Here is a 19,641-nt window from a genome sequence, read left to right on the forward strand (position 1 = left end):
AAAAAAGGCAAACACAAGCTAATGACTGCGCAATTTGAACACGTATCCGTATTAATGGACGAAACCATCGATGCTCTTGCAATTAAGCCAGACGGCATATACATGGATGGTACTTTTGGACGTGGCGGACACTCAGGTCAAATACTTGCTCGACTTGGTGAGCAAGGGCGTTTACAGGCCATTGATCAAGACCCACAAGCAATAAAGTCGGCTGAAAAATTTGCCGATGACGCTCGCTTTGCTATAGCTCACACCCGTTTTTCTAACTTATACGATGTTGCAGAGCAAAACGATCTGTTAGGTAAAGTTGATGGCATTTTATTAGATATTGGCGTGTCCTCCCCCCAGCTTGATGACGCAGAGCGTGGCTTTAGCTTTATGAAAGACGGCCCTCTTGATATGCGCATGGACCCAACAAGTGGGCGCAGTGCAGCGCAGTGGCTTGCCGAAGCTGAGCTTGAAGACATTACCCATGTAATTAAAACCTACGGTGAAGAAAAATTTGGTAAGCGTATTGCCCACAAAGTACTTGAGGTAAGAGAGCACACGCCAATTACCACAACCAAGCAACTTGCCGATTTAGTCGATGAAGCGGTGCCTGTTAAAGATAAATTTAAACACCCAGCCACACGTACATTTCAGGCAATCAGAATTTACATAAACAGTGAACTGGAAGAAATTCAAACCGCACTGCAAGCCGCTGTAAAAGTATTAAAGCCAGGTGGGCGTTTAGTGGTTATTTCGTTTCATTCACTTGAAGACAGAATAGTGAAGCAATTTATTAGAAAACAGAGTAAGGGAGAAGCGATACCCAGAGGTCTGCCTTTAACCGATGCACAAATAAATAAAAACCTGACGTTAAAAGCAGTGGGTAAAGCTATTAAACCAAGTGCTGAAGAAATAGAGCGTAATCCACGCTCTCGCAGCTCAGTACTTAGGATTGCACAGAGGCTTGGATGAACACTAAAGCGAATCATCGCCAACCCAATTTATTTTTAGAAATATTAAAAGGCCTAGGAGCTAACAAGCTAACCTCGGCCTTGTTGGTTGTGATATTCGCTTCAAGCTTTGCAGTAGTACAGGTTACGCACTCGGCTCGCGCGCAGCTAATTAAGCAAGATACGCTGCTACAAGAGCGAGATGAGCTCGACCTTGAATGGCGTTATTTACTTGTAGAAGAAGAGTTTTATTCGCAGCATGCGCGCATTGAAGAAGTTGCTACCACGCAGCTTCAAATGAAGCGCCCTACCAGTCAGGATGAACAGGTAATAATAATACAATGAGAAATCGCGGCAAAAAACAGGTCAATAACTTAATCACATGGCGCTTTATGTTGGTGTGCACTGTGGTGTTTTTAGTGTTTGTAACACTGGTGTCGCGTGCTGCCTATTTACAAGTTATTGAGCCAGATAAAGCCCGTTCAGAAAGCGATAAACGCACCGTTCGTGTAGAAAAACTACATGTACAACGCGGTATGATCTTCGATCGTCAAGGCAAAGAGCTTGCTGTAAGTGTGCCTGTAGTCAGTGTGTATGCCGATCCTAAAGCATTGCATAAGTCACTTGTTGCTAAAGTTATAAAACAAGCACGTAAAAACGGTGAAGATCATAAAACGCTTGCAGAAAATGCCGCTGAGCTTGATAAGCGTACTTCTGTTTATTATGAAAATGATCTGCGTTGGCGTGAGCTGGCAGATGTATTACGTATCGAGCCTAAAAAAATAAATTCGCGTTTATTAAATGATCCCACCCGTCGTTTTGTGTATTTAAAGCGCCAAGTTACACCGGCGGTTGCCAACTACATTAGCCAATTACGCTTACCTGGTATTCATTTGTTAGATGAGTCTAAACGTTATTACCCTGCAGGAGAGGTAACGGCCCACATTATTGGTTTTACAAACATTGATGGAAAAGGCATAGAAGGCATTGAAAAACTCTACGAAAATGCCTTAACAGGGGAAGAAGGCCGCCGCACTATTCGTAAAGATGCCCAAGGCCGCGAAGTTGAAGTATTAGATGAGCGTGAGCGTGTAGAGCCTGAAAATATTCAGCTGAGTATTGATCAACGTATCCAAGCAATTGCTTATAAAGCAGTAAAATCTGCTGTACTCACATATAAAGCGACATCGGGGTCGGCCATGGTGGTTGATGTTAAAACCGGTGAAGTTTTGGCCATGGTAAATAGCCCATCATTTAATCCAAATAATTTGAACGATGCACAACCACATAAACGCCGTAACCGCGCAATTACCGATTTGTTTGAACCAGGCTCAACCGTTAAGCCACTAGCCATTTTAGCTGGGCTAGACTACGGCGCAATTAAAGCCGACGACACCATTGATACCTACCCAGGTTGGATGCGTTTAGGCGGCAGTTTAGTAAAAGATACCCGTAACCACGGTGAAATGACGCTTCGCGAAATTTTAAAGTATTCATCAAACATGGGCGTGGCGAAGGTAACGCAGCAAGTACCTAAAGATTACTTAGTTGGCTTATATCAAAAAGTGGGCTTTGGTAGCGATACCGGCACAGGCATGGTTGGCGAAAGTAGTGGTTTATTTTATCCAAACCGCCGCTGGTCTGACTTTGAAATTGCCACGTTATCGTTTGGTTATGCTATTTCGGTAAGTACGGCGCAAATGGCCCGTTTTTACACCATGTTAGGCGCCGGTGGGATTAATCGTCCGTTAACGATTTTAAAGCAAGACGGTGTGCCAGAAGGCGAGCGTATTTTTAAACAAAAAGACGTAGAAGCCGTTGTTCACATGATGGAAAGCGTGTTTGAAAAAGACGGTACAGCCCGAAACATAAAAGTAGATGGCTACCGCGCGGCAGGCAAAACCGGTACTTCTAAAAAGGCGGTTGCTGGTGGTTACGGTGATGAATACGTAGGTTATTTTGCAGGTGTAGCACCGGCAAGTAATCCACGCTTGGCTGTGGTAGTGATGATAAATGAGCCCGGTGGCGATGTGTACTATGGAGGTGCCACCGCAGGCCCTGCATTTGCAGAAATCGTCTCTAACGCATTAAGAATATTAAACGTAGCCCCTGATAAAGAAGAAGTGGCTTACGTAAAAGGTAAAGATAACGATGCGTGATTTAAAGGCTATTTTAAAATACATCGACATAGATGCACCTTCGCAGCTAGTTAAAGATTTACGCCTTGATAGCCGGGATGTAACGCCAGGCGATGTATTTGTGGCTATAAAAGGCCATGCGCTTGATGGCGGACAGTTTATTGCCAAAGCAATTGAAAACGGCGCTACAGCCATTATTGCCGATAGACTGTGCGAATTTGATGTTACTTTTGAGCCACTGTATTTAGTAACCGAGCTTGATAAAAAACTCCCAGAACTGGCGAGTCAATTTTATGAAAACCCCAGCCAATCTCTCGATTTAATTGGTGTAACGGGCACTAATGGCAAATCTACAACAACGGCTATGATGGCGCATTTAGCGCAGTTTTGTAGTACCCCTTCGGCCATTATAGGCACATTAGGTTATGGCCACCCCGATACACTTACGCCACTTATTAATACCACGCCTTCGGCTGTTGACTTGCAGCACATATTGCATGACTTAAAACAGCAGCATAAAAAGCTTGTGGCGATGGAGGTTTCATCGCACGGGTTAGTGCAACAGCGTGTGGCACAATGCCAATTTAAAGCGGCGGTATTTACTAATTTATCGCGCGATCACCTTGATTACCATGGCGATATGGCAAGTTATGGCGACGCCAAGCTTATGCTGTTTCGCGATTTTGACCCACAGTTAGTGGTGCTAAATCAAGACGATGGGCAAGCAGAGCAATGGCTTGAAAAATACAGTTTTAATAATCTCATTTGTTATGGCCGTAAAAATTTAGCGCCTAAAAATGCACAGTATGTATATTTTTCTGATGTTGAGTATTCTAAAAATGGTATTTCGGCGCAGTTGAGCACAAGTTGGGGTGATATTAGCGTAACATCGCCTCTATTTGGTGAGTTTAACTTATATAATTTAACTGCGGCACTGGCAACATTGTTGGGGCTAGGTTATCCGCTTGAGCAGTTAGCCGCCGGATGTGCGCATTTGCACCCCGTTGCTGGGCGTATGCAAGCGTTTAGCGAAGTTAATTTACCCACGTGCGTTGTTGATTACGCCCATACGCCTGATGCACTTGCTCTGGCTTTACAAGCATTGCAAAAGCATGTGCCTGGTGGGGTTAGTTGTGTTTTTGGTTGTGGCGGCGACAGAGATAAAGGTAAGCGTGCCTTAATGGCGCAAGCGGCAGAGCAAAATGCAGATAAGGTTATTGTTACCAGCGACAATCCGCGTTCAGAAAACCCAGATGCTATTTTGGCAGATGTGGCAGCGGGTTTATCGCAGCCTGAAAAAGCCCATTTAGAGGCTGATAGAGCAAAAGCCATTCGCTATGCAATAGAAAATGCAAATACGGATGACGTAATTTTAATTGCCGGCAAAGGCCACGAGGATTACCAAATTATTGGCGATCAACGTATCGACTTTTGCGATCGCAGTTATGTAAAAGAACAACTAAAAAAAGCAGTAAGAGGGATAACTCAATGATCCCAATGGACTTTGATTGGCTGGCAAATGTGCTAGCAACCGATTATCAAGGTGATAATCTCAATGTAGTAAATATTAATACCGATACCCGCAGCATTTGCGATGGTGAGGTGTTTTTAGCTTTAAAAGGGCCTAATTTTGATGGCCATAAATTTATTGCTGACGCTAAACAAAAAGGCGCTATTGGCGTTATTGTTCAGCATAAAGTAGATGTAGATATTGTGCAGTTTGTTGTTAGCGATACCCGTATTGCATTAGGCAATATAGGTGCGGCAGTTATGGCGCAGGTTAACCCTAAAACCATTGCTATTACGGGCAGCGTGGGTAAAACAACGGTAAAAGAAATGTGCGCCGCTATTTTATCGGTGCACGGAGATGTGCTTGCTACAAAAGGTAATTTTAATAACGATATTGGCGTACCGCTTACGCTATTACGTTTAGAGCCGCAGCACCGTTTTGCTGTTATAGAGCTTGGCGCTAATCATTTAGGCGAAATTGCTTACACTACCGCCATGGCAAAACCCGATGTAGCTGTGGTGTGCAATGTGGCCGCTGCGCATTTAGAAGGCTTTGGTAGCCTAATGGGGGTTGCTAAGGCAAAAGGTGAGATTTTTGATGGCCTAAAAGACAATGGCGTTGCCATTGTTAACTGCGATAGCGAATTTAGCCAATACTGGCTTGATAAATTAAAAGGGCGCACTGTTAAGTGTTTTTCAAGTACTGAAAAACTTGATATTTGGGCTGAAAATATCAGCCTAGATGAAAACGCTCGCGCGAGCTTTTTATTGTGTACACAAGATCAAAAAGTACCAGTAGCGCTTGCTCTTCCTGGTAAGCACAACGTGAGCAATGCGCTTATTGCCGCGGCTTTAACCAGCGAGTTTGATGTATCACTTGAAGAGATAGCCACCGCACTTGCCACCATGGGCGATGTGAAGGGGCGGGTAAATTTAATAAAAGTAACTGATTCACTGACTGTTATTGATGATACCTACAATGCAAATGTTAAGTCAGTAAAAGCAGCCATTGATTTATTAAGTGATATTCAAGGGCACCGTATTTTAGCACTGGGCGATATGGGAGAGCTTGGTGAGCAAGCCAGAACTTATCATCAAGAAGTAGGCGAGTACGCAAAACAACAAGGCATTGATGAGCTGTATACGCTGGGTGTGTTAAGTAAATACGCAAGCGATGTATTTGATAAGCCAAACCGTCATTTTTCTAACCGCGAAGAGATGCTCAAGCAAATTCAAACCAGTCTTAATAACACAAACAATAAAACCACGCTTGTGGTGAAAGGATCGCGCAGTTCTCGCATGGAATTATTAGTAACCGATTTAGTAAATGGCCAGCAACAAGCCATCAATGGAGTATCATAATGTTAGTTTGGCTGGCAGAGTATTTAACCCAATATTACAGTGGCTTTAATGTTTTTTCGTATTTAACCCTACGTGCCATTTTAGGCATATTAACAGCGTTAATGATGTCGCTTTATTTTGGCCCTAAGCTCATTCGTTCGTTACAAAAAATGCAAATTGGCCAAGTAGTGCGAGATGATGGCCCAGAATCTCACTTATCTAAAAAAGGCACTCCTACTATGGGAGGCTTACTTATTTTAGGCGCCATATTTACCAGCACCTTATTATGGGCTGATTTATCAAACAAATACGTATGGGCAACCTTATTTGTAATTGGCTCATTAGGTTTAGTGGGCTTTATAGATGACTACCGCAAAGTAATACGTAAAGACCCTAAAGGGTTAATTGCTAAATGGAAGTATTTTTGGCAATCGGTTATTGCTCTAGTGGTGGCAACTGCACTGTATGCAACGAGTACACAAGCGTCAGAAACCTCACTTGTTGTGCCATTTTTTAAAGATGTATTGCCACAACTAGGCTTGTTTTACATTGTAATTACTTACTTTGCATTAGTAGGCACTTCAAACGCGGTAAATCTGACTGATGGCTTAGATGGCCTGGCGATAGTGCCGACTATTTTAGTGGCTGCTGCACTTGCCATAATTGCTTATTTAACCGGTAATATTAACTTTTCGGCTTACTTACATATCCCGCATTTACCGCTTGCTAGTGAGCTGGTGGTTGTGTGTACCGCTATTGTTGGCGCTGGCTTAGGCTTTTTATGGTTTAACACATACCCAGCACAGGTGTTTATGGGAGATGTAGGGTCGCTGGCACTTGGCGGCGCGCTGGGCATTATTGCTATTTTAGTACGCCAAGAGCTACTGCTTATTATTATGGGTGGCGTGTTTGTAATGGAAGCTTTATCGGTAATTTTACAAGTGGGCTCATACAAATTACGCGGACAGCGCATTTTTAGAATGGCGCCGATTCATCATCATTACGAGCTAAAAGGTTGGCCAGAGCCACGTGTTATTGTGCGCTTTTGGATAATTTCAATTGTGCTAGTACTTGCTGGCCTTGCGACATTAAAGATTCGATAAATGCAGTATTTAAACGAGATAAAAAACAAACATATAACAGTGCTCGGACTCGGTGTAACCGGTCTGGGCATTGTGCGTTTTTTATTATCTCATGGTTTTGCACCAAAGGTCGTTGATAGCCGTGTTGCGCCACCAGGTATGGATTGGCTAAGCGAGCATGCTCCTGAGCTTAATACGCATTTTGGTGATTTAGCTAGCGCCGCGCTTTGTAAAACCGATATGATCATCATAAGCCCCGGGCTTAGCTTAAAAATTCCCGCAATTGCTCAAGCAATAGAGTCAGGCATTGAAGTAATTGGTGATGTAGAGCTGTTTGCTCGTATAAATACAAAACCGGTTGTTGCTGTTACTGGTTCTAATGGTAAATCAACCGTTGTTACCTTAGCCTACGAGGTATTAAAAGCAGCAGGTTATAAGGTGGCATTAGGTGGCAATATTGGCACTGCGGTATTGGATTTACTAAGCGATGATTTTGATGTGTATGTGCTGGAGCTTTCGAGTTTTCAGCTAGATACTTGCTCAAGCTTAAAACCAATAAGCGCAGCGGTATTAAATATATCTGAAGATCATTTAGATCGTTACGACAGCTACCAAGCCTATATCGACTCTAAATTAAGCATTTATAACAATGCTGAGCTTTTAGTAACCAACGCAGATGATATTCAAACTAAGCCTATTAGTCGTGCTTTAGCGCCGCAAATGAGCTTTGGCACCGACCTCGGTGATTACCACTTAGCTGAGCGCAATAATGAGCTGCACTTTATAGTAAAAGGCGAGGCGTACTTACCTGTTAGCACGCTTGCGGTCGTTGGTAAGCACAATTATTTAAATACACTTGCGGTTATGGCGTTATTAAGCCCGTTTGATATTAGTAAAGAACAGTACGCAGCGGCGCTTTCTCAATTCAATGGTTTAGCGCACCGTTGCCAGTTTGTTGATGAGCAACATGGTGTTCAATACTTTAACGACTCTAAAGCCACCAATGTTGGCGCCACTATAGCGGCAATAGATAGTTTGGCCTCAGATCACGAAAACCTGATTGTTATAGCCGGTGGTGATGCTAAAGGCGCTGATTTAAGTGCGTTAAAGCCATATATAAAAAGTCATGTAAAAGCGCTTGTATGCTTTGGTAAAGATGCAGCAGAGCTTGCTGCTTTAACGAGTAAATCGCACTTAGTAAACACAATGCAAGAGGCGGTATCGCTCGCTAAAGTACTTAGCAAGCGCGGTGACATTGTATTACTTGCGCCTGCTTGTGCCAGCATTGATATGTATAACAACTACATGCAACGCGGTGATGACTTTGTGCAATGTGTAATGGAAGGGCAATTATGATTGCCTTTGCCGATTTAAAAGAAACACTCACCCCAAAACCCTCAGCACAGCTTTACGATGTGCCACTGCTTTATTGCATGTTAATGCTTATAGGGGTGGGTTTTATAATGGTGACCAGCGCCTCAATGCCCACAGCCGAAAGGCTGTTTGATAACTCATACCATATTACCATTCGCCACAGCATGTTTTTAGCGATGGCATTTGTTTTATTTTGGATTGCCGCCAGCGTGCCTATGGATTGGTGGAAACGCTCAAACCCGTATTTGTTGCTGCTTGGTATGGTGCTACTTATTGCCGTGTTAATAATAGGCCGCGAAGTCAACGGCGCTAAGCGTTGGATACCCATTGGACCTGTTGGTTTTCAGGTAGCCGAGGCCGCTAAATTATACTTTTTCAGTTATATAGCAGGCTACTTGGTAAGAAAGCGCGAAGAAGTACAAGAAAATATTAAAGGCTTTGCTAAGCCTATCGCTGTATTTGCGGTCTATGCCTTACTTATTTTACTACAACCCGATTTAGGAACCGTGGTGGTTATGTTTGTAACAACTGTGGGGTTGTTATTTTTGGCCGGCGCAAAGTTATGGCAATTTTTTGTACTTATTTTAACGGGCGTAGGGCTTGTTGTATTACTGATTATTGTAGAGCCATACAGAATGGCGCGAGTGGTGGGCTTTTTAGACCCTTGGGAAGACCCATTTGGTAAAGGGTATCAGTTAGTGCAGTCGCTTATGGCCTACAGCCAAGGTGGCTGGTTTGGCCAAGGGTTAGGTAACAGCGTGCAAAAGTTACAGTATTTACCCGAGGCGCATAACGATTTTATTTTTGCCGTTATAGGTGAAGAGCTAGGCCTTGTAGGTGTAGCAAGTATTTTATGTGTGTTGGCTGTGTTTGTATTTAGGGCGCTTTTAATAGGCCAACAAGCTTTAAAATGTGGCAAAGAATACGAAGGCTATTTTGCGTTTGCTATTGGCATTTGGTTTGCGTTTCAAACCATGGTTAATGTAGGCGCCAGTGCAGGGTTATTACCGACTAAAGGGTTAACCTTGCCGTTTATTTCGTATGGTGGTTCAAGTTTATTAATAATGACGATTGCCACCGGTATTTTATTGCGTGTTGATTTTGAAACCAAAATGGCAACCAAACAAGCCACCTCACGCGGAGGTAAGCGATGAGTAAAAAATTAGTAGTTGTGGCCGGTGGTACAGGCGGGCATATATTCCCAGGTATTGCTGTAGCCGATTATTTAAAAGAGCAAGGCTGGCAAGTAAGCTGGATAGGCACGCCAGATAGAATGGAAGCGGATGTTGTACCAAAGCATAACATTGAAATTGATTTTATTAATGTAAAGGGCGTACGCGGTAATGGCTTAAAGCGTCTTATTAAAGCCCCATTCATGGTACTTAATGCAATATTGCAGGCGCGTAAGGTATTGAAATCTCAGCAACCAGATGTAGTGCTTGCTATGGGCGGCTATGTAACCGGGCCAACCGGCATTGCCGCTAAAAGTTTAGGCATTCCACTGGTGATTCATGAGCAAAATGCAGTAGCAGGAATGAGCAACAAGTGGTTGGCAAAATTTGCTAACAGAGTACTTGCTGCGTTTCCAAGCGCCTTTGCACCAGGGCAAGCCGAATTAGTCGGTAACCCAGTTCGTGCAAGCGTTGCTAATGTAGCTAAACGTGATGTTTCAAGCCCTATTAATATTTTAGTGGTGGGTGGCTCGCTAGGCGCACAAGTGCTTAACCAAACACTGCCAGAGGCGTTTAATTTACTTGCTAAAACAGCGCCAATCAAAGTGTGGCACCAAACAGGTAAAGGCCATATTGAGGGCGTGAAAAGTGAGTATGCGAAAAACAACATTGCAGATGAAGACCTAAAAGTTGCTGAATTTATAGATGATATGGACGCCGCCTACGCGTGGGCCGATATTGTTATTTGCCGTGCTGGTGCACTGACTGTTAGTGAAATTGCCGCCGCGGGTAAAATGGCTGTATTTGTGCCGTTTCCACATGCGGTAGACGATCATCAAACCGCCAACGCAAAGTATTTAGTAACCGCAAATGGCGCGCTTTTAATGCCTCAGCCGCAGTTTAATAAAGATTCAATAGTTGAGCTATTAAACCCGTATTTGGCAAAGCCTATATTAATTAAACAAATGGCCAGCAATGCTAAGCAGCAAGCCATTTTAGATGCCACAGCAAGCGTTGCCTCGCACTGTGAGCAAGTAACAAATAAGAGAAAATAAGTGAAAGATAAGTCAATACAAGAACAACAAACTCGACCTGCTATGCGTCGAATAGAAACCATCCATTTTATTGGTATTGGTGGTGCGGGTATGGGCGGCATTGCTGAAGTACTGGCTTTTGAAGGCTATCGCATTACAGGCTCAGATATAGCGCACAGCGCAATGACCGAACGCTTAATTAAAGCCGGTGCAGAAGTATTTATAGGCCATCACGAAAACAACGTAAAAGATGCCAACGTAGTTGTTGTTTCAAGTGCTATTGACGAAACAAACCCTGAGATTATTGCTGCAAAAGCAGCGCGTATACCGGTAGTTCGCCGTGCTGAAATGCTTGCCGAATTAATGCGTTTTCGCCATGGCATTGCTATTGCGGGCACACATGGTAAAACCACAACAACCAGTTTAATTGCCAGCATTTATGCTCAGGCAGGGCTTGATCCTACTTTTATTATTGGCGGCTTATTAAATAGCGCGGGCAGTAATGCAAAAGTGGGCAAGAGCGACTTTTTAATTGCTGAGGCAGATGAAAGCGATGCATCGTTTTTGCATTTACAGCCTATGGTATCGGTGATCACCAATATTGAAGAAGATCACATGGAAACCTATGGCGGCAGTCTTGAGAAAATGAAAGACACTTATGTGGACTTTATTCATAATCTGCCATTTTATGGCTTAGCCGTAGTGTGCATAGACTCGCAGGTAGCAAGTGAGTTGATCCCGCGTTTTGGTCGCCCTGTGATCACGTATGGCGAGTCAAAAGATGCTGACTACCGCATGAGTGATTTTAGCCAATCAGCAAGTACTTGTACTTTTACAGTGACACATAAAAGCGGTGAATGCTTAAGTGCAACGCTTAATATGCCAGGTAAGCACAACGCACTTAATGCCACGGCGGCAATTGCAGTGGCTAAAGATCAAAACATTGCTAACCACGCAATTTTAGAGGCGCTGCAAAAATTTGAAGGCATAGGACGACGCTTTCAGCATTATGGCAACTTTGAAAACGAGCGCGGCAATGTCATGCTGGTGGATGATTACGGACATCACCCATCAGAAGTTGCTGCCACCATTGCAGCGGTACGCGAAGGCTGGCCAGAAAAGCGTTTAGTTATGGTTTATCAACCGCACAGGTTTACCCGTACACGCGATTTATACGAAGACTTTGTAAAAGTATTAGCAGATGTAGATCAACTTTTATTACTAGATGTGTACAGTGCCGGCGAAGAGCCTATTGTTGGCGCAGACAGTAAAAGCTTGTGCCGCAGCTTACGTCAGCGCGGAAAAGAGCCTCTACATGTAGCAACGAGCGCAGAGCTTGCTGGTGTATTGGCAGATAACTTACAAAATAACGACTTAGTATTAACGCAAGGCGCTGGTAATATAGGACAATTGGTTAAAACATTAGCGGCAACAGGTATGTCGGTGGAAAAATTAAAGCAAGGTGAAGTATGACGCAAGAAAACGCGCAATTTGGTAAAGTAGCAGTACTGCTTGGGGGTAACTCAGCAGAGCGCGAAGTGTCACTACGATCAGGGCAAGCGGTGCTTAATGCACTACAAAATGCCGGCGTTGATGCCATTGCTTTTGACCCGCAAAATCGCTCTTTGTGGGAGCTAAAAGAATTAAAGGTCGATCGTGTTTTTATTGCTTTGCATGGCCGTGGTGGCGAAGACGGTACAGTGCAAGGCGCACTTGAATTTATGAACTTGCCATACACGGGCAGCACTGTATTAGGCTCAGCCTTGGCAATGGATAAAGTCCGTTGTAAGCATTTATTTAAATCTGCAGGGCTAAGCACAGCGCCTTATGCAGTGGTTGATGCTAAAAAAGGCTTTGATGCAAAAGCTATTATGGATGAGTTTAAAAAAGTAATGGTTAAGCCATCGCACGAAGGCTCAAGCATAGGTATGGCGCAAGCAAGTACCGCTCAAGAGCTTGAAGATGCCCTTACACACGCTTTTAAGTTTGATAGCCAAGTGTTAGTAGAGCAGTGGATAACCGGACGCGAGTTTACCGTGACTGTATTAGGCGATGAAGTACAGCCTGTGATTGAAATGACGACTCCAAATGGTTTTTACGATTACCAAGCTAAGTATCAATCAAATACAACACAGTATCATTGCCCTGCAGATTTATCGGCGCAAGATACACAGCACTTACAGGCTATCTCGTTAGAGGCGTTTGATTTAGTGGGTGCAAGCGGCTGGGGCCGTGTAGATGCCATGCAAGATGAGCAGGGGAACTTTTATTTATTAGAAGTAAATACAGTCCCTGGCATGACCGAAAAATCGCTGGTGCCTATGGCGGCAAAAGCAAACGGGGCAACATTTGAGCAATTAGTTGTTCGCATTTTGGGGCAAACGCTTTAATATGCATCCCCTTTTAGAAAAAGCTCAACAGTTAAAACAGCAACTTAACTTTAATTGGTCGCTAATTTTTGGTGTGAGCTTTTTTCTAGTGGTAGTGATTGGGCTCGTGCAAATAACTACCGGTGTATCTGATTGGCTAGTAGAGAACAAAGATGCACAAATAAAGCACTTAACAGTGCTAGGAAAGCCCAAATACACTGACGAAAAGGCCATAATAAAAGCAATAAAAAAGGCCGATTTAAGCAGTTTTTTTGAGCTAGATGTAAAACGCGTACAGCAACTGGTAAAAGATTTACCTTGGGTTGCAACCGTATCGGTACGCAAGCAATGGCCCGATACAATACAAGTGTACGTAGTTGAGCACGAAGCCGTAGCCCATTGGAATAGCGATTTACTGCTAAACCAAAGTGGCGATGCCTTTGAAGCAAGTAGCGATAAACTCGCCAATGATTTACCGCAACTTTACGGCCCAGAAGGCAGCGAAAAAGAAGCGTGGATTGCCTTTAAGCAGTTTGACGAAATGCTAAAGGTAAATGCGTTAACGTTAAAAAGCTTAGCCCTTTCGGAGCGTTTTTCGTGGCAGTTATGGTTAGATAATGGTGTGCGCTTAAATTTAGGGCGCAAAGACAAAGCAAAGCGAGTACAGCGGTTTATAGATGTGTACCCGCGCATGGAAAAGCGTGCAGATGCACAAATAGATGCAATAGATTTACGCTATGATACCGGCCTTGCAGTTAGCTATAAGCCTGTGCAAGAACAGCAATTACAAAATAAGAGTAAGGCATGACTAAGTCAGCAGAAAGAAACCTAGTGATTGGATTAGACGTTGGTACCTCAAAAGTGGTGGCCACGGTAGGTGAAATCACCGCAGATAACAAGCTCAGCATTGTTGGTGTGGGCAGCCAAGTATCTCATGGTATGGATAAAGGCGGCGTTAACGATTTAAACTTAGTGTCTGAGTCGATTCGCCGAGCAATAGATGAAGCCGAGTTAATGGCTGATTGTCGTATTAGCTCAGTGTACTTAGGGATTTCTGGCAAGCACATACAATGTCAAAACGAAAGCGGCGTGGTTGCTATCAATAATACAGAAGTAACCGATGAAGACATTGAAAATGTAATTCATATAGCGCGCTCTGTGCCTATTTCGGCCGAGCGTAAAATGCTGCATGCATTACCGCAAGAATACAGCATTGATATGCAAGAGGGCATTAAAAACCCCCTTGGTATGAGCGGTGTACGTATGGAAGCACGTGCACACATTATTACCTGCTCAAACGACATGGCTAAAAACATTGAAAAATGTGTTGAGCGCTGTGGTTTAGAGGTTGATCAGCTTATATTTACCGCACTTGCATCGTGTTACTCGGTTTTAACCGATGACGAAAAAGAGCTTGGTGTAGCGGTACTTGATATTGGTGGTGGTACAATGGATATCACTATTTATATTAACGGGGCATTACGTCATTCTTCGGTTATCCCAGTGGCGGGTAATCAAGTAACCGGTGATATTGCAAAAATATTTCGTACACCTATATCACATGCTGAGTCACTCAAAGTACAATATGCATGTGCAAGTAGCCAAATGGCCAGTAACGAAGACACCATAGAAGTACCAAGTGTAGGCGGGCGACCAGCACGATTAATGTCGCGCCATACTTTATCTGAAGTGGTAGAGCCTCGTTTTAGAGAATTATTTGAATTAGCGATGGAAGAAATTCGTCGCTCAGGTTTAGAAGACCAAATTGCGGCAGGCCTCGTTATTACAGGCGGGACTGCTAAAATGACTGGCGCAATGGAAGTGGCTGAAGACATTTTCCAAATGCCAGTGAGAATAGGCAAACCAATCGGGATAGTTGGTTTGACAGACTACGTAGACGATCCTTCGTACGCAACCGCTGTAGGTTTGTTACAATACGGGCGCACTATGCAATCGATGAATGCACAAAAGTCGAAAGCAGAGGATAATAATAATTGGTGGAACCGCATTACTAAATGGTTCCAAGGCGAGTTTTAAAGTACTCAAGTCGGAGAGTAAACATGTTTGATATGATGGAACAACACAGCGAAGAAGCTGTAATTAAGGTAATTGGCGTGGGCGGTGGCGGCGGTAACGCTGTTGAGCACATGGTAAAACAACAAATAGAAGGCGTGCGCTTTATAGCCGCAAATACGGATGCACAAGCATTACGTAATTCCGCTGCCGATATTACCGTACAACTAGGCACGCAAATAACCTCAGGGTTAGGTGCGGGTGCAAACCCAGAAGTAGGCCGCGAATCGGCTGAAGAAGATGCAGAAACAATCCGTGCCAGCCTTGAAGGCGCAGATATGGTATTTATTGCTGCCGGCATGGGGGGTGGTACAGGTACTGGTGCTGCACCAGTGGTTGCTAAAATTGCCAAAGAATTAGGTATTTTAACGGTTGCTGTAGTAACGCGTCCTTTTGACTTTGAAGGCAAAAAGCGCGCAGCAGCTGCTGAACAAGGCATTAACGAATTGTCAGAAATTGTAGACTCACTTATTACAATTCCGAACAATAAATTGCTTAAAGTTTTAGGTAAAGGGACTACACTGTTAGATGCCTTCGCTAAAGCAAACGATGTACTTTTTGGTGCGGTTCAAGGTATTGCGGAGCTAATTACACGTTCTGGTTTAATTAACGTGGATTTCGCCGACGTACGTACCGTAATGTCAGCAATGGGTACTGCCATGATGGGCACAGCCTCTGCATCAGGCCCAGATCGTGCTCAAGAAGCTGCAGAAGCGGCTATCTCAAGCCCATTACTAGAAGACGTTGATTTAACCGGTGCTAAAGGTATTTTGGTTAATATTACCGCGGGTATGGACATTGCGATTGAAGAATTTGAAATTGTGGGTAACCACGTTAAAGCGCTAGCGTCTGAAAATGCAACTGTGGTTGTAGGTGCGGTTATTGACCCAGAAATGAGCGACGAGTTACGTGTAACTGTTGTTGCTACGGGTTTAGGCGGCGATCGTCGTCCGCAGTTTGGTATTGTTGATAACGGCTTTAAAAAGGCATCAGGTTCTGATGTAGCAAGTTCATCAAACCAATCTAGCAGCATGTACGTACCAAGCTTTGCAAGCCAAGGCACAAGCACTGAAGAAACGACGCCAAGCACACAAGTAGAAAGCAAAGAACAAGCGCCATCTACAAGCTCAAGCAACACGGCAAGTTCATCAGCGCAAAACAGTAAAAAAGCGGATAAATCAGAAGGCGGAGATTATTTTGATATTCCGGCTTTTTTACGTAAGCAGGCTGATTAACATTTACTAATGCTTTTGTTTGAAATATGTACAAATATTGAAAGGCAAAAGGATTTATGTTAAACTCCGCCGTCTAACTGTAACTGATTTAAAAGTGAGCGAACCTATGATTAAACAGCGTACGATTGCACAAGTAGTCAAAGCCATAGGAATTGGACTTCATAAAGGTGAGAAGGTCACAATAACTCTCCGACCTGCGAGCGCAAATACCGGGATTGTATTTCGTCGTGTCGACCTTGATCCGGTTGTTGATTTTGAAACAACACCTGAAGCCGTTGGTGATACGCAGCTGTGTACCTGTTTAATTAACAAAGATGGCGTTCGCTTATCAACGACTGAGCACCTAATTGCAGCGGTTGCTGCAATGGGTATCGATAATTTAATTGTTGAATTAGACAGCTCAGAAGTGCCGATTATGGATGGTAGTGCATTACCGTTCATTTATTTGTTACAAAAAGGCGGCATTGAAGAGCAAAATGTTGCGAAACGCTTTATTCGTATAAAAGAAAAAGTACGTATTGAAGAAGGTGATAAATGGGCCGAAGTAGAACCATATGATGGTTTTCATATCGACTTTGAAATTGCCTTTGATCACCCGGCCATTAATGAAAGCCGCCAGCGCATTGGTTTAGATATTACTGCGCAAAGCTTTACTGAAGAAATTAGCCGTGCACGTACGTTTGGCTTTATGAAAGACATAGAATACATGCATGCTAATAACCTAGCACTTGGTGGCAGCATGGACAGCGCAGTAGTACTTGATGACTTTAAAGTACTAAACCCAAATGGTTTGCGCTACAGCGATGAATTTGTAAAACACAAAATATTAGACTGTGTGGGCGACATGTTTATGACAGGTCATAACCTACTAGGTAAAGTAACGGCTTATAAATCGGGTCACGATTTAAATAATAAGTTACTTCGCAAAATTATGGCAACAGAGTCAGCATGGGAGTGGGCAACATTTGAAACGCCTGTTACGATGCCTGCACCCGGCCTTGAATTAGCGACGGCCTAATTTAGTATTTTTTAAAAATACACGCTCACAAACAGTTATAAAAAATGACGCTTAATAGCGTCATTTTTTTTGCCTTAAATTAGCGAGTTGCAGCTAATTACTATTAATTTTTAATAATTAACGCGCAGCTTAAAGCGCTAAAATTGTTGGTAACTGTGCCAGTTCAGTTATGGTGTAGGTTGGGCTTATGCCTGCTGGTAACTGCTCGCCTGGGTGCTGTAGCCAACAGGTATCAATACCGGCATTATGGCCTCCTAAAATATCGCTAGAGGCAGTGTCGCCCACCATTAATATTTTGCTTTTGTCTGGGTTACCCATAAGCTCAAATGTGTGCTCAAAAATAGCCTTGTTAGGCTTAGCAATGCCTACCAGTTCCGAAATAACCAGCCACTCAAACATATTTTCAAGGCCGGTATGCGCTAGGCGCAGGGCTTGCAAACGGGCAAAGCCATTAGTAATAATACCCAATTGTGCATGCGGTTTTAGTGCATTTAGTAAATCGATTGCGCCAGGGAGTGGTTCACAAATTTGTGCCATAGCGTCTAAAAATGCATCGTTTAGCTCTTTAGCGGGTACTCCTAATTTTACAGCCCACTCGTTAAAGCGGGTTACTTGTAAGTAATCGGCGCTAATTTTTCCATCTTGATAATCTATCCACAGCTGCTTATTAGTTTTTTGGTAATGGATGTAATCGGCTTGGGTAAACTCAATGTTGTACGCTTTAAACATACGGGTCATTCCCGCTAAAATATCAAACCTGAATAGTGTTTCGTCTGCATCAAACAGTACATAACTGTATTTCATTAATTTTCCTGATAAAGGCTAGGGTGTAAAAAAGGAGCCATAGCTAAGGTAAGCGCTTGGGTGTAGGTGCTCTGGCGAGTGGCATGATTGTTTGTGAGAAGTCCTATCGCGCCGCCTTTTTGCTTAACATTATGGGTGTTAAATGCTTTATCCATTACATCACCAAGCTCATCTCCGCTTAGCAGCGCGTTATATAACACTTGCGGTAACGGCAGGTTACTGCTGCGTCCTATCGCTTGCTCAGAGCCATTATTAATCACAACATAGGCAAAAGGTTGCAGCTCCATAGCTAAATTGCTCTGCACCGCCTTCCATTGCACAGTAGTAATCTGCTTGGTACATGCTTTTACAGTAAGTAACTCGGTTTTGTGCGCCTATACGGGTTTGTTCCTCGCCAATTGGTTGATCGGGAACATTTGAGGGAGCATCAACGCCTTGGCAATCAATTTCGTAACTAGGAAAGTACATTGCAAAAATATGTTTTGCAGCGTTAATTTTTACTGGGTTTTTAGAGCCCACAATAATTTTTAATGAGTGCGACACGTTTTCCCTCACTGTTAGCAAAAGCAGCAGTGTACGTCAGAAGTGTAAATCATAAAAGAGGGGCTAAATGGGTATATCTAAAGGGGCTAGGTTTTCAAGAGCACGCTTTTTAACAATAATGTCTTTAATTAGCGGGGTAAGCACCAGCTCCATTGCTAAACCCATTTTACCGCCTGGCACCACAAGGGTATTTATACGCGACATAAAGCTGCCTTCAATCATTTGTAAATAATACGGAAAATCAACGTCATCAATTCCTCTAAAGCGAATAACCACAAAGCTTTCATCTAGCGAAGGAATATCTTTTGCGCTAAATGGGTTTGACGTATCAACCGTTGGCACACGTTGAAAATTAATATGGGTGCGCGAAAACTGCGGTGTGATGTGGTTAATGTAGTCATCCATACTGCGTACAATGGAGTCCATTACTTTTTCGCGAGAGTGGCCACGGTCTTGCGTATCGCGGATCAATTTTTGGATCCATTCAAGGTTAATAATAGGCACCATGCCTATAAGTAGATCCACGTGCTTAGCTACATCATGATCCTGATCAACCACGCCACCGTGCAAGCCTTCGTAAAACATTAAATCAGTGTTTGTTTCAAGATCTTGCCAAGGGGTAAAGGTCCCCGGTAATTGATTATAAGGTACAGCTTCATCAAAGGTATGTAAGTAACGGCGCAATTTGCCTTGGCCTGTTTCGCCGTAGGTACCAAATAAGGTTTCTAATGCGCCAAAGTCATTGGCTTCACGGCCAAAGTAACTTATGTGTTTACCTTCTTGTTGTGCTTCGCGTACTTTTTTATCCATTTCTGGGCGCGTGTAACGATGAAAGCTATCTCCTTCGATAAAAGCCGCATCAATGTTGAGGCTACGAAAAATATGTTTAATTGCATTGGTGGTAGTGGTAGTTCCCGCACCCGACGAACCTGTAATAGCAATGATAGGATGTTTAGCTGACATGTATTTTCTCTTTTTTAGGACCAAGTTAGTTATAAAGAGTTGACTGAC

The 19,641-nt window shown here is 43.4% G+C and carries 17 protein-coding genes and 1 pseudogene; 15 read left to right on the plus strand and 3 right to left on the minus strand.

Annotated features, from left to right (window positions below; all coding sequences use genetic code 11):
• The first annotated feature begins 21 nt into the window (after positions 1 to 21).
• The 15 genes from rsmH (at position 22) to lpxC (ending at position 17,283) form a co-directional block, all read left to right on the plus strand.
• The gene (gene rsmH / locus PSH54_RS09090) at positions 22 to 960 is read left to right on the plus strand and encodes a 16S rRNA (cytosine(1402)-N(4))-methyltransferase RsmH (RefSeq protein WP_004589408.1); all 939 of its coding nucleotides are present in this window, start codon (positions 22 to 24) and stop codon (positions 958 to 960) included.
• Positions 957 to 1,283, plus strand: coding sequence for a cell division protein FtsL (gene ftsL, locus PSH54_RS09095; protein WP_024033306.1), 327 nt, complete (start codon positions 957 to 959; stop codon positions 1,281 to 1,283). Before rsmH ends, ftsL begins: the two co-directional genes overlap by 4 nt.
• Entirely contained in the window at positions 1,280 to 3,097 is a 1,818-nt protein-coding gene (locus PSH54_RS09100; protein WP_029774064.1) for a penicillin-binding transpeptidase domain-containing protein, read from the plus strand. Before ftsL ends, PSH54_RS09100 begins: the two co-directional genes overlap by 4 nt.
• Entirely contained in the window at positions 3,090 to 4,568 is a 1,479-nt protein-coding gene (gene murE, locus PSH54_RS09105; protein ID WP_273605981.1) for a UDP-N-acetylmuramoyl-L-alanyl-D-glutamate--2,6-diaminopimelate ligase, read from the plus strand. The genes PSH54_RS09100 and murE overlap by 8 nt, the downstream gene beginning before the upstream one ends.
• Positions 4,565 to 5,947 carry a UDP-N-acetylmuramoyl-tripeptide--D-alanyl-D-alanine ligase gene (locus PSH54_RS09110; protein ID WP_273605982.1) on the plus strand — a complete coding sequence of 461 codons (1,383 nt, stop codon included), beginning with the start codon at positions 4,565 to 4,567 and terminating at the stop codon, positions 5,945 to 5,947. The genes murE and PSH54_RS09110 overlap by 4 nt, the downstream gene beginning before the upstream one ends.
• Positions 5,947 to 7,029, plus strand: coding sequence for a phospho-N-acetylmuramoyl-pentapeptide-transferase (mraY, locus tag PSH54_RS09115; protein ID WP_004589413.1), 1,083 nt, complete (start codon positions 5,947 to 5,949; stop codon positions 7,027 to 7,029). The genes PSH54_RS09110 and mraY overlap by 1 nt, the downstream gene beginning before the upstream one ends.
• Entirely contained in the window at positions 7,030 to 8,364 is a 1,335-nt protein-coding gene (gene murD, locus PSH54_RS09120; protein ID WP_273605983.1) for a UDP-N-acetylmuramoyl-L-alanine--D-glutamate ligase, read from the plus strand.
• Positions 8,361 to 9,536, plus strand: coding sequence for a cell division protein FtsW (gene ftsW, locus PSH54_RS09125; protein ID WP_004589415.1), 1,176 nt, complete (start codon positions 8,361 to 8,363; stop codon positions 9,534 to 9,536). Before murD ends, ftsW begins: the two co-directional genes overlap by 4 nt.
• On the plus strand, positions 9,533 to 10,609 hold the full coding sequence (gene murG, locus PSH54_RS09130; RefSeq protein WP_154945036.1) for an undecaprenyldiphospho-muramoylpentapeptide beta-N-acetylglucosaminyltransferase: 1,077 nt from the start codon (positions 9,533 to 9,535) through the stop codon (positions 10,607 to 10,609). The genes ftsW and murG overlap by 4 nt, the downstream gene beginning before the upstream one ends.
• A 42-nt stretch (positions 10,610 to 10,651) precedes the next feature.
• Positions 10,652 to 12,061: a UDP-N-acetylmuramate--L-alanine ligase gene (gene murC, locus PSH54_RS09135; RefSeq protein ID WP_443197770.1), complete on the plus strand. Its 1,410-nt coding sequence runs from the start codon at positions 10,652 to 10,654 to the stop codon at positions 12,059 to 12,061.
• Complete coding sequence (locus tag PSH54_RS09140) at positions 12,058 to 12,978, plus strand: D-alanine--D-alanine ligase (RefSeq protein ID WP_126008179.1); 921 nt, start codon at positions 12,058 to 12,060, stop codon at positions 12,976 to 12,978. The genes murC and PSH54_RS09140 overlap by 4 nt, the downstream gene beginning before the upstream one ends.
• 1 nt (position 12,979) lies before the next feature.
• Complete coding sequence (locus tag PSH54_RS09145) at positions 12,980 to 13,765, plus strand: cell division protein FtsQ/DivIB (protein WP_004589419.1); 786 nt, start codon at positions 12,980 to 12,982, stop codon at positions 13,763 to 13,765.
• A complete protein-coding gene (gene ftsA / locus PSH54_RS09150; RefSeq protein ID WP_004589420.1) occupies positions 13,762 to 14,994 on the plus strand; it encodes a cell division protein FtsA in 1,233 nt (410 codons plus the stop codon). The genes PSH54_RS09145 and ftsA overlap by 4 nt, the downstream gene beginning before the upstream one ends.
• 23 nt (positions 14,995 to 15,017) lie before the next feature.
• Complete coding sequence (gene ftsZ / locus PSH54_RS09155; protein ID WP_004589421.1) at positions 15,018 to 16,265, plus strand: cell division protein FtsZ; 1,248 nt, start codon at positions 15,018 to 15,020, stop codon at positions 16,263 to 16,265.
• A 106-nt stretch (positions 16,266 to 16,371) separates the two neighbouring features.
• Positions 16,372 to 17,283, plus strand: coding sequence for a UDP-3-O-acyl-N-acetylglucosamine deacetylase (gene lpxC, locus PSH54_RS09160; RefSeq protein WP_004589422.1), 912 nt, complete (start codon positions 16,372 to 16,374; stop codon positions 17,281 to 17,283).
• Positions 17,284 to 17,412: 129 nt separating this feature from the next.
• On the opposite strand, the gene yjjG is transcribed toward lpxC, so the two are convergent.
• From yjjG to PSH54_RS09175, 3 genes and pseudogenes are all read right to left on the minus strand, one after another.
• Positions 17,413 to 18,087 carry a pyrimidine 5'-nucleotidase gene (yjjG, locus tag PSH54_RS09165; RefSeq protein WP_273605985.1) on the minus strand — a complete coding sequence of 225 codons (675 nt, stop codon included), beginning with the start codon at positions 18,085 to 18,087 and terminating at the stop codon, positions 17,413 to 17,415.
• Positions 18,087 to 18,630, minus strand: a pseudogene (gene yjjX, locus PSH54_RS09170) (inosine/xanthosine triphosphatase). Before yjjX ends, yjjG begins: the two are co-directional and overlap by 1 nt.
• Before the next feature lie 63 nt (positions 18,631 to 18,693).
• A complete protein-coding gene (locus tag PSH54_RS09175; protein WP_004589425.1) occupies positions 18,694 to 19,593 on the minus strand; it encodes a phosphoribulokinase in 900 nt (299 codons plus the stop codon).
• Positions 19,594 to 19,641 lie beyond the last annotated feature (48 nt).

The sequence above is a fragment of the Pseudoalteromonas sp. Angola-30 genome (assembly GCF_028599215.1).
Lineage (GTDB): Bacteria > Pseudomonadota > Gammaproteobacteria > Enterobacterales > Alteromonadaceae > Pseudoalteromonas > Pseudoalteromonas atlantica.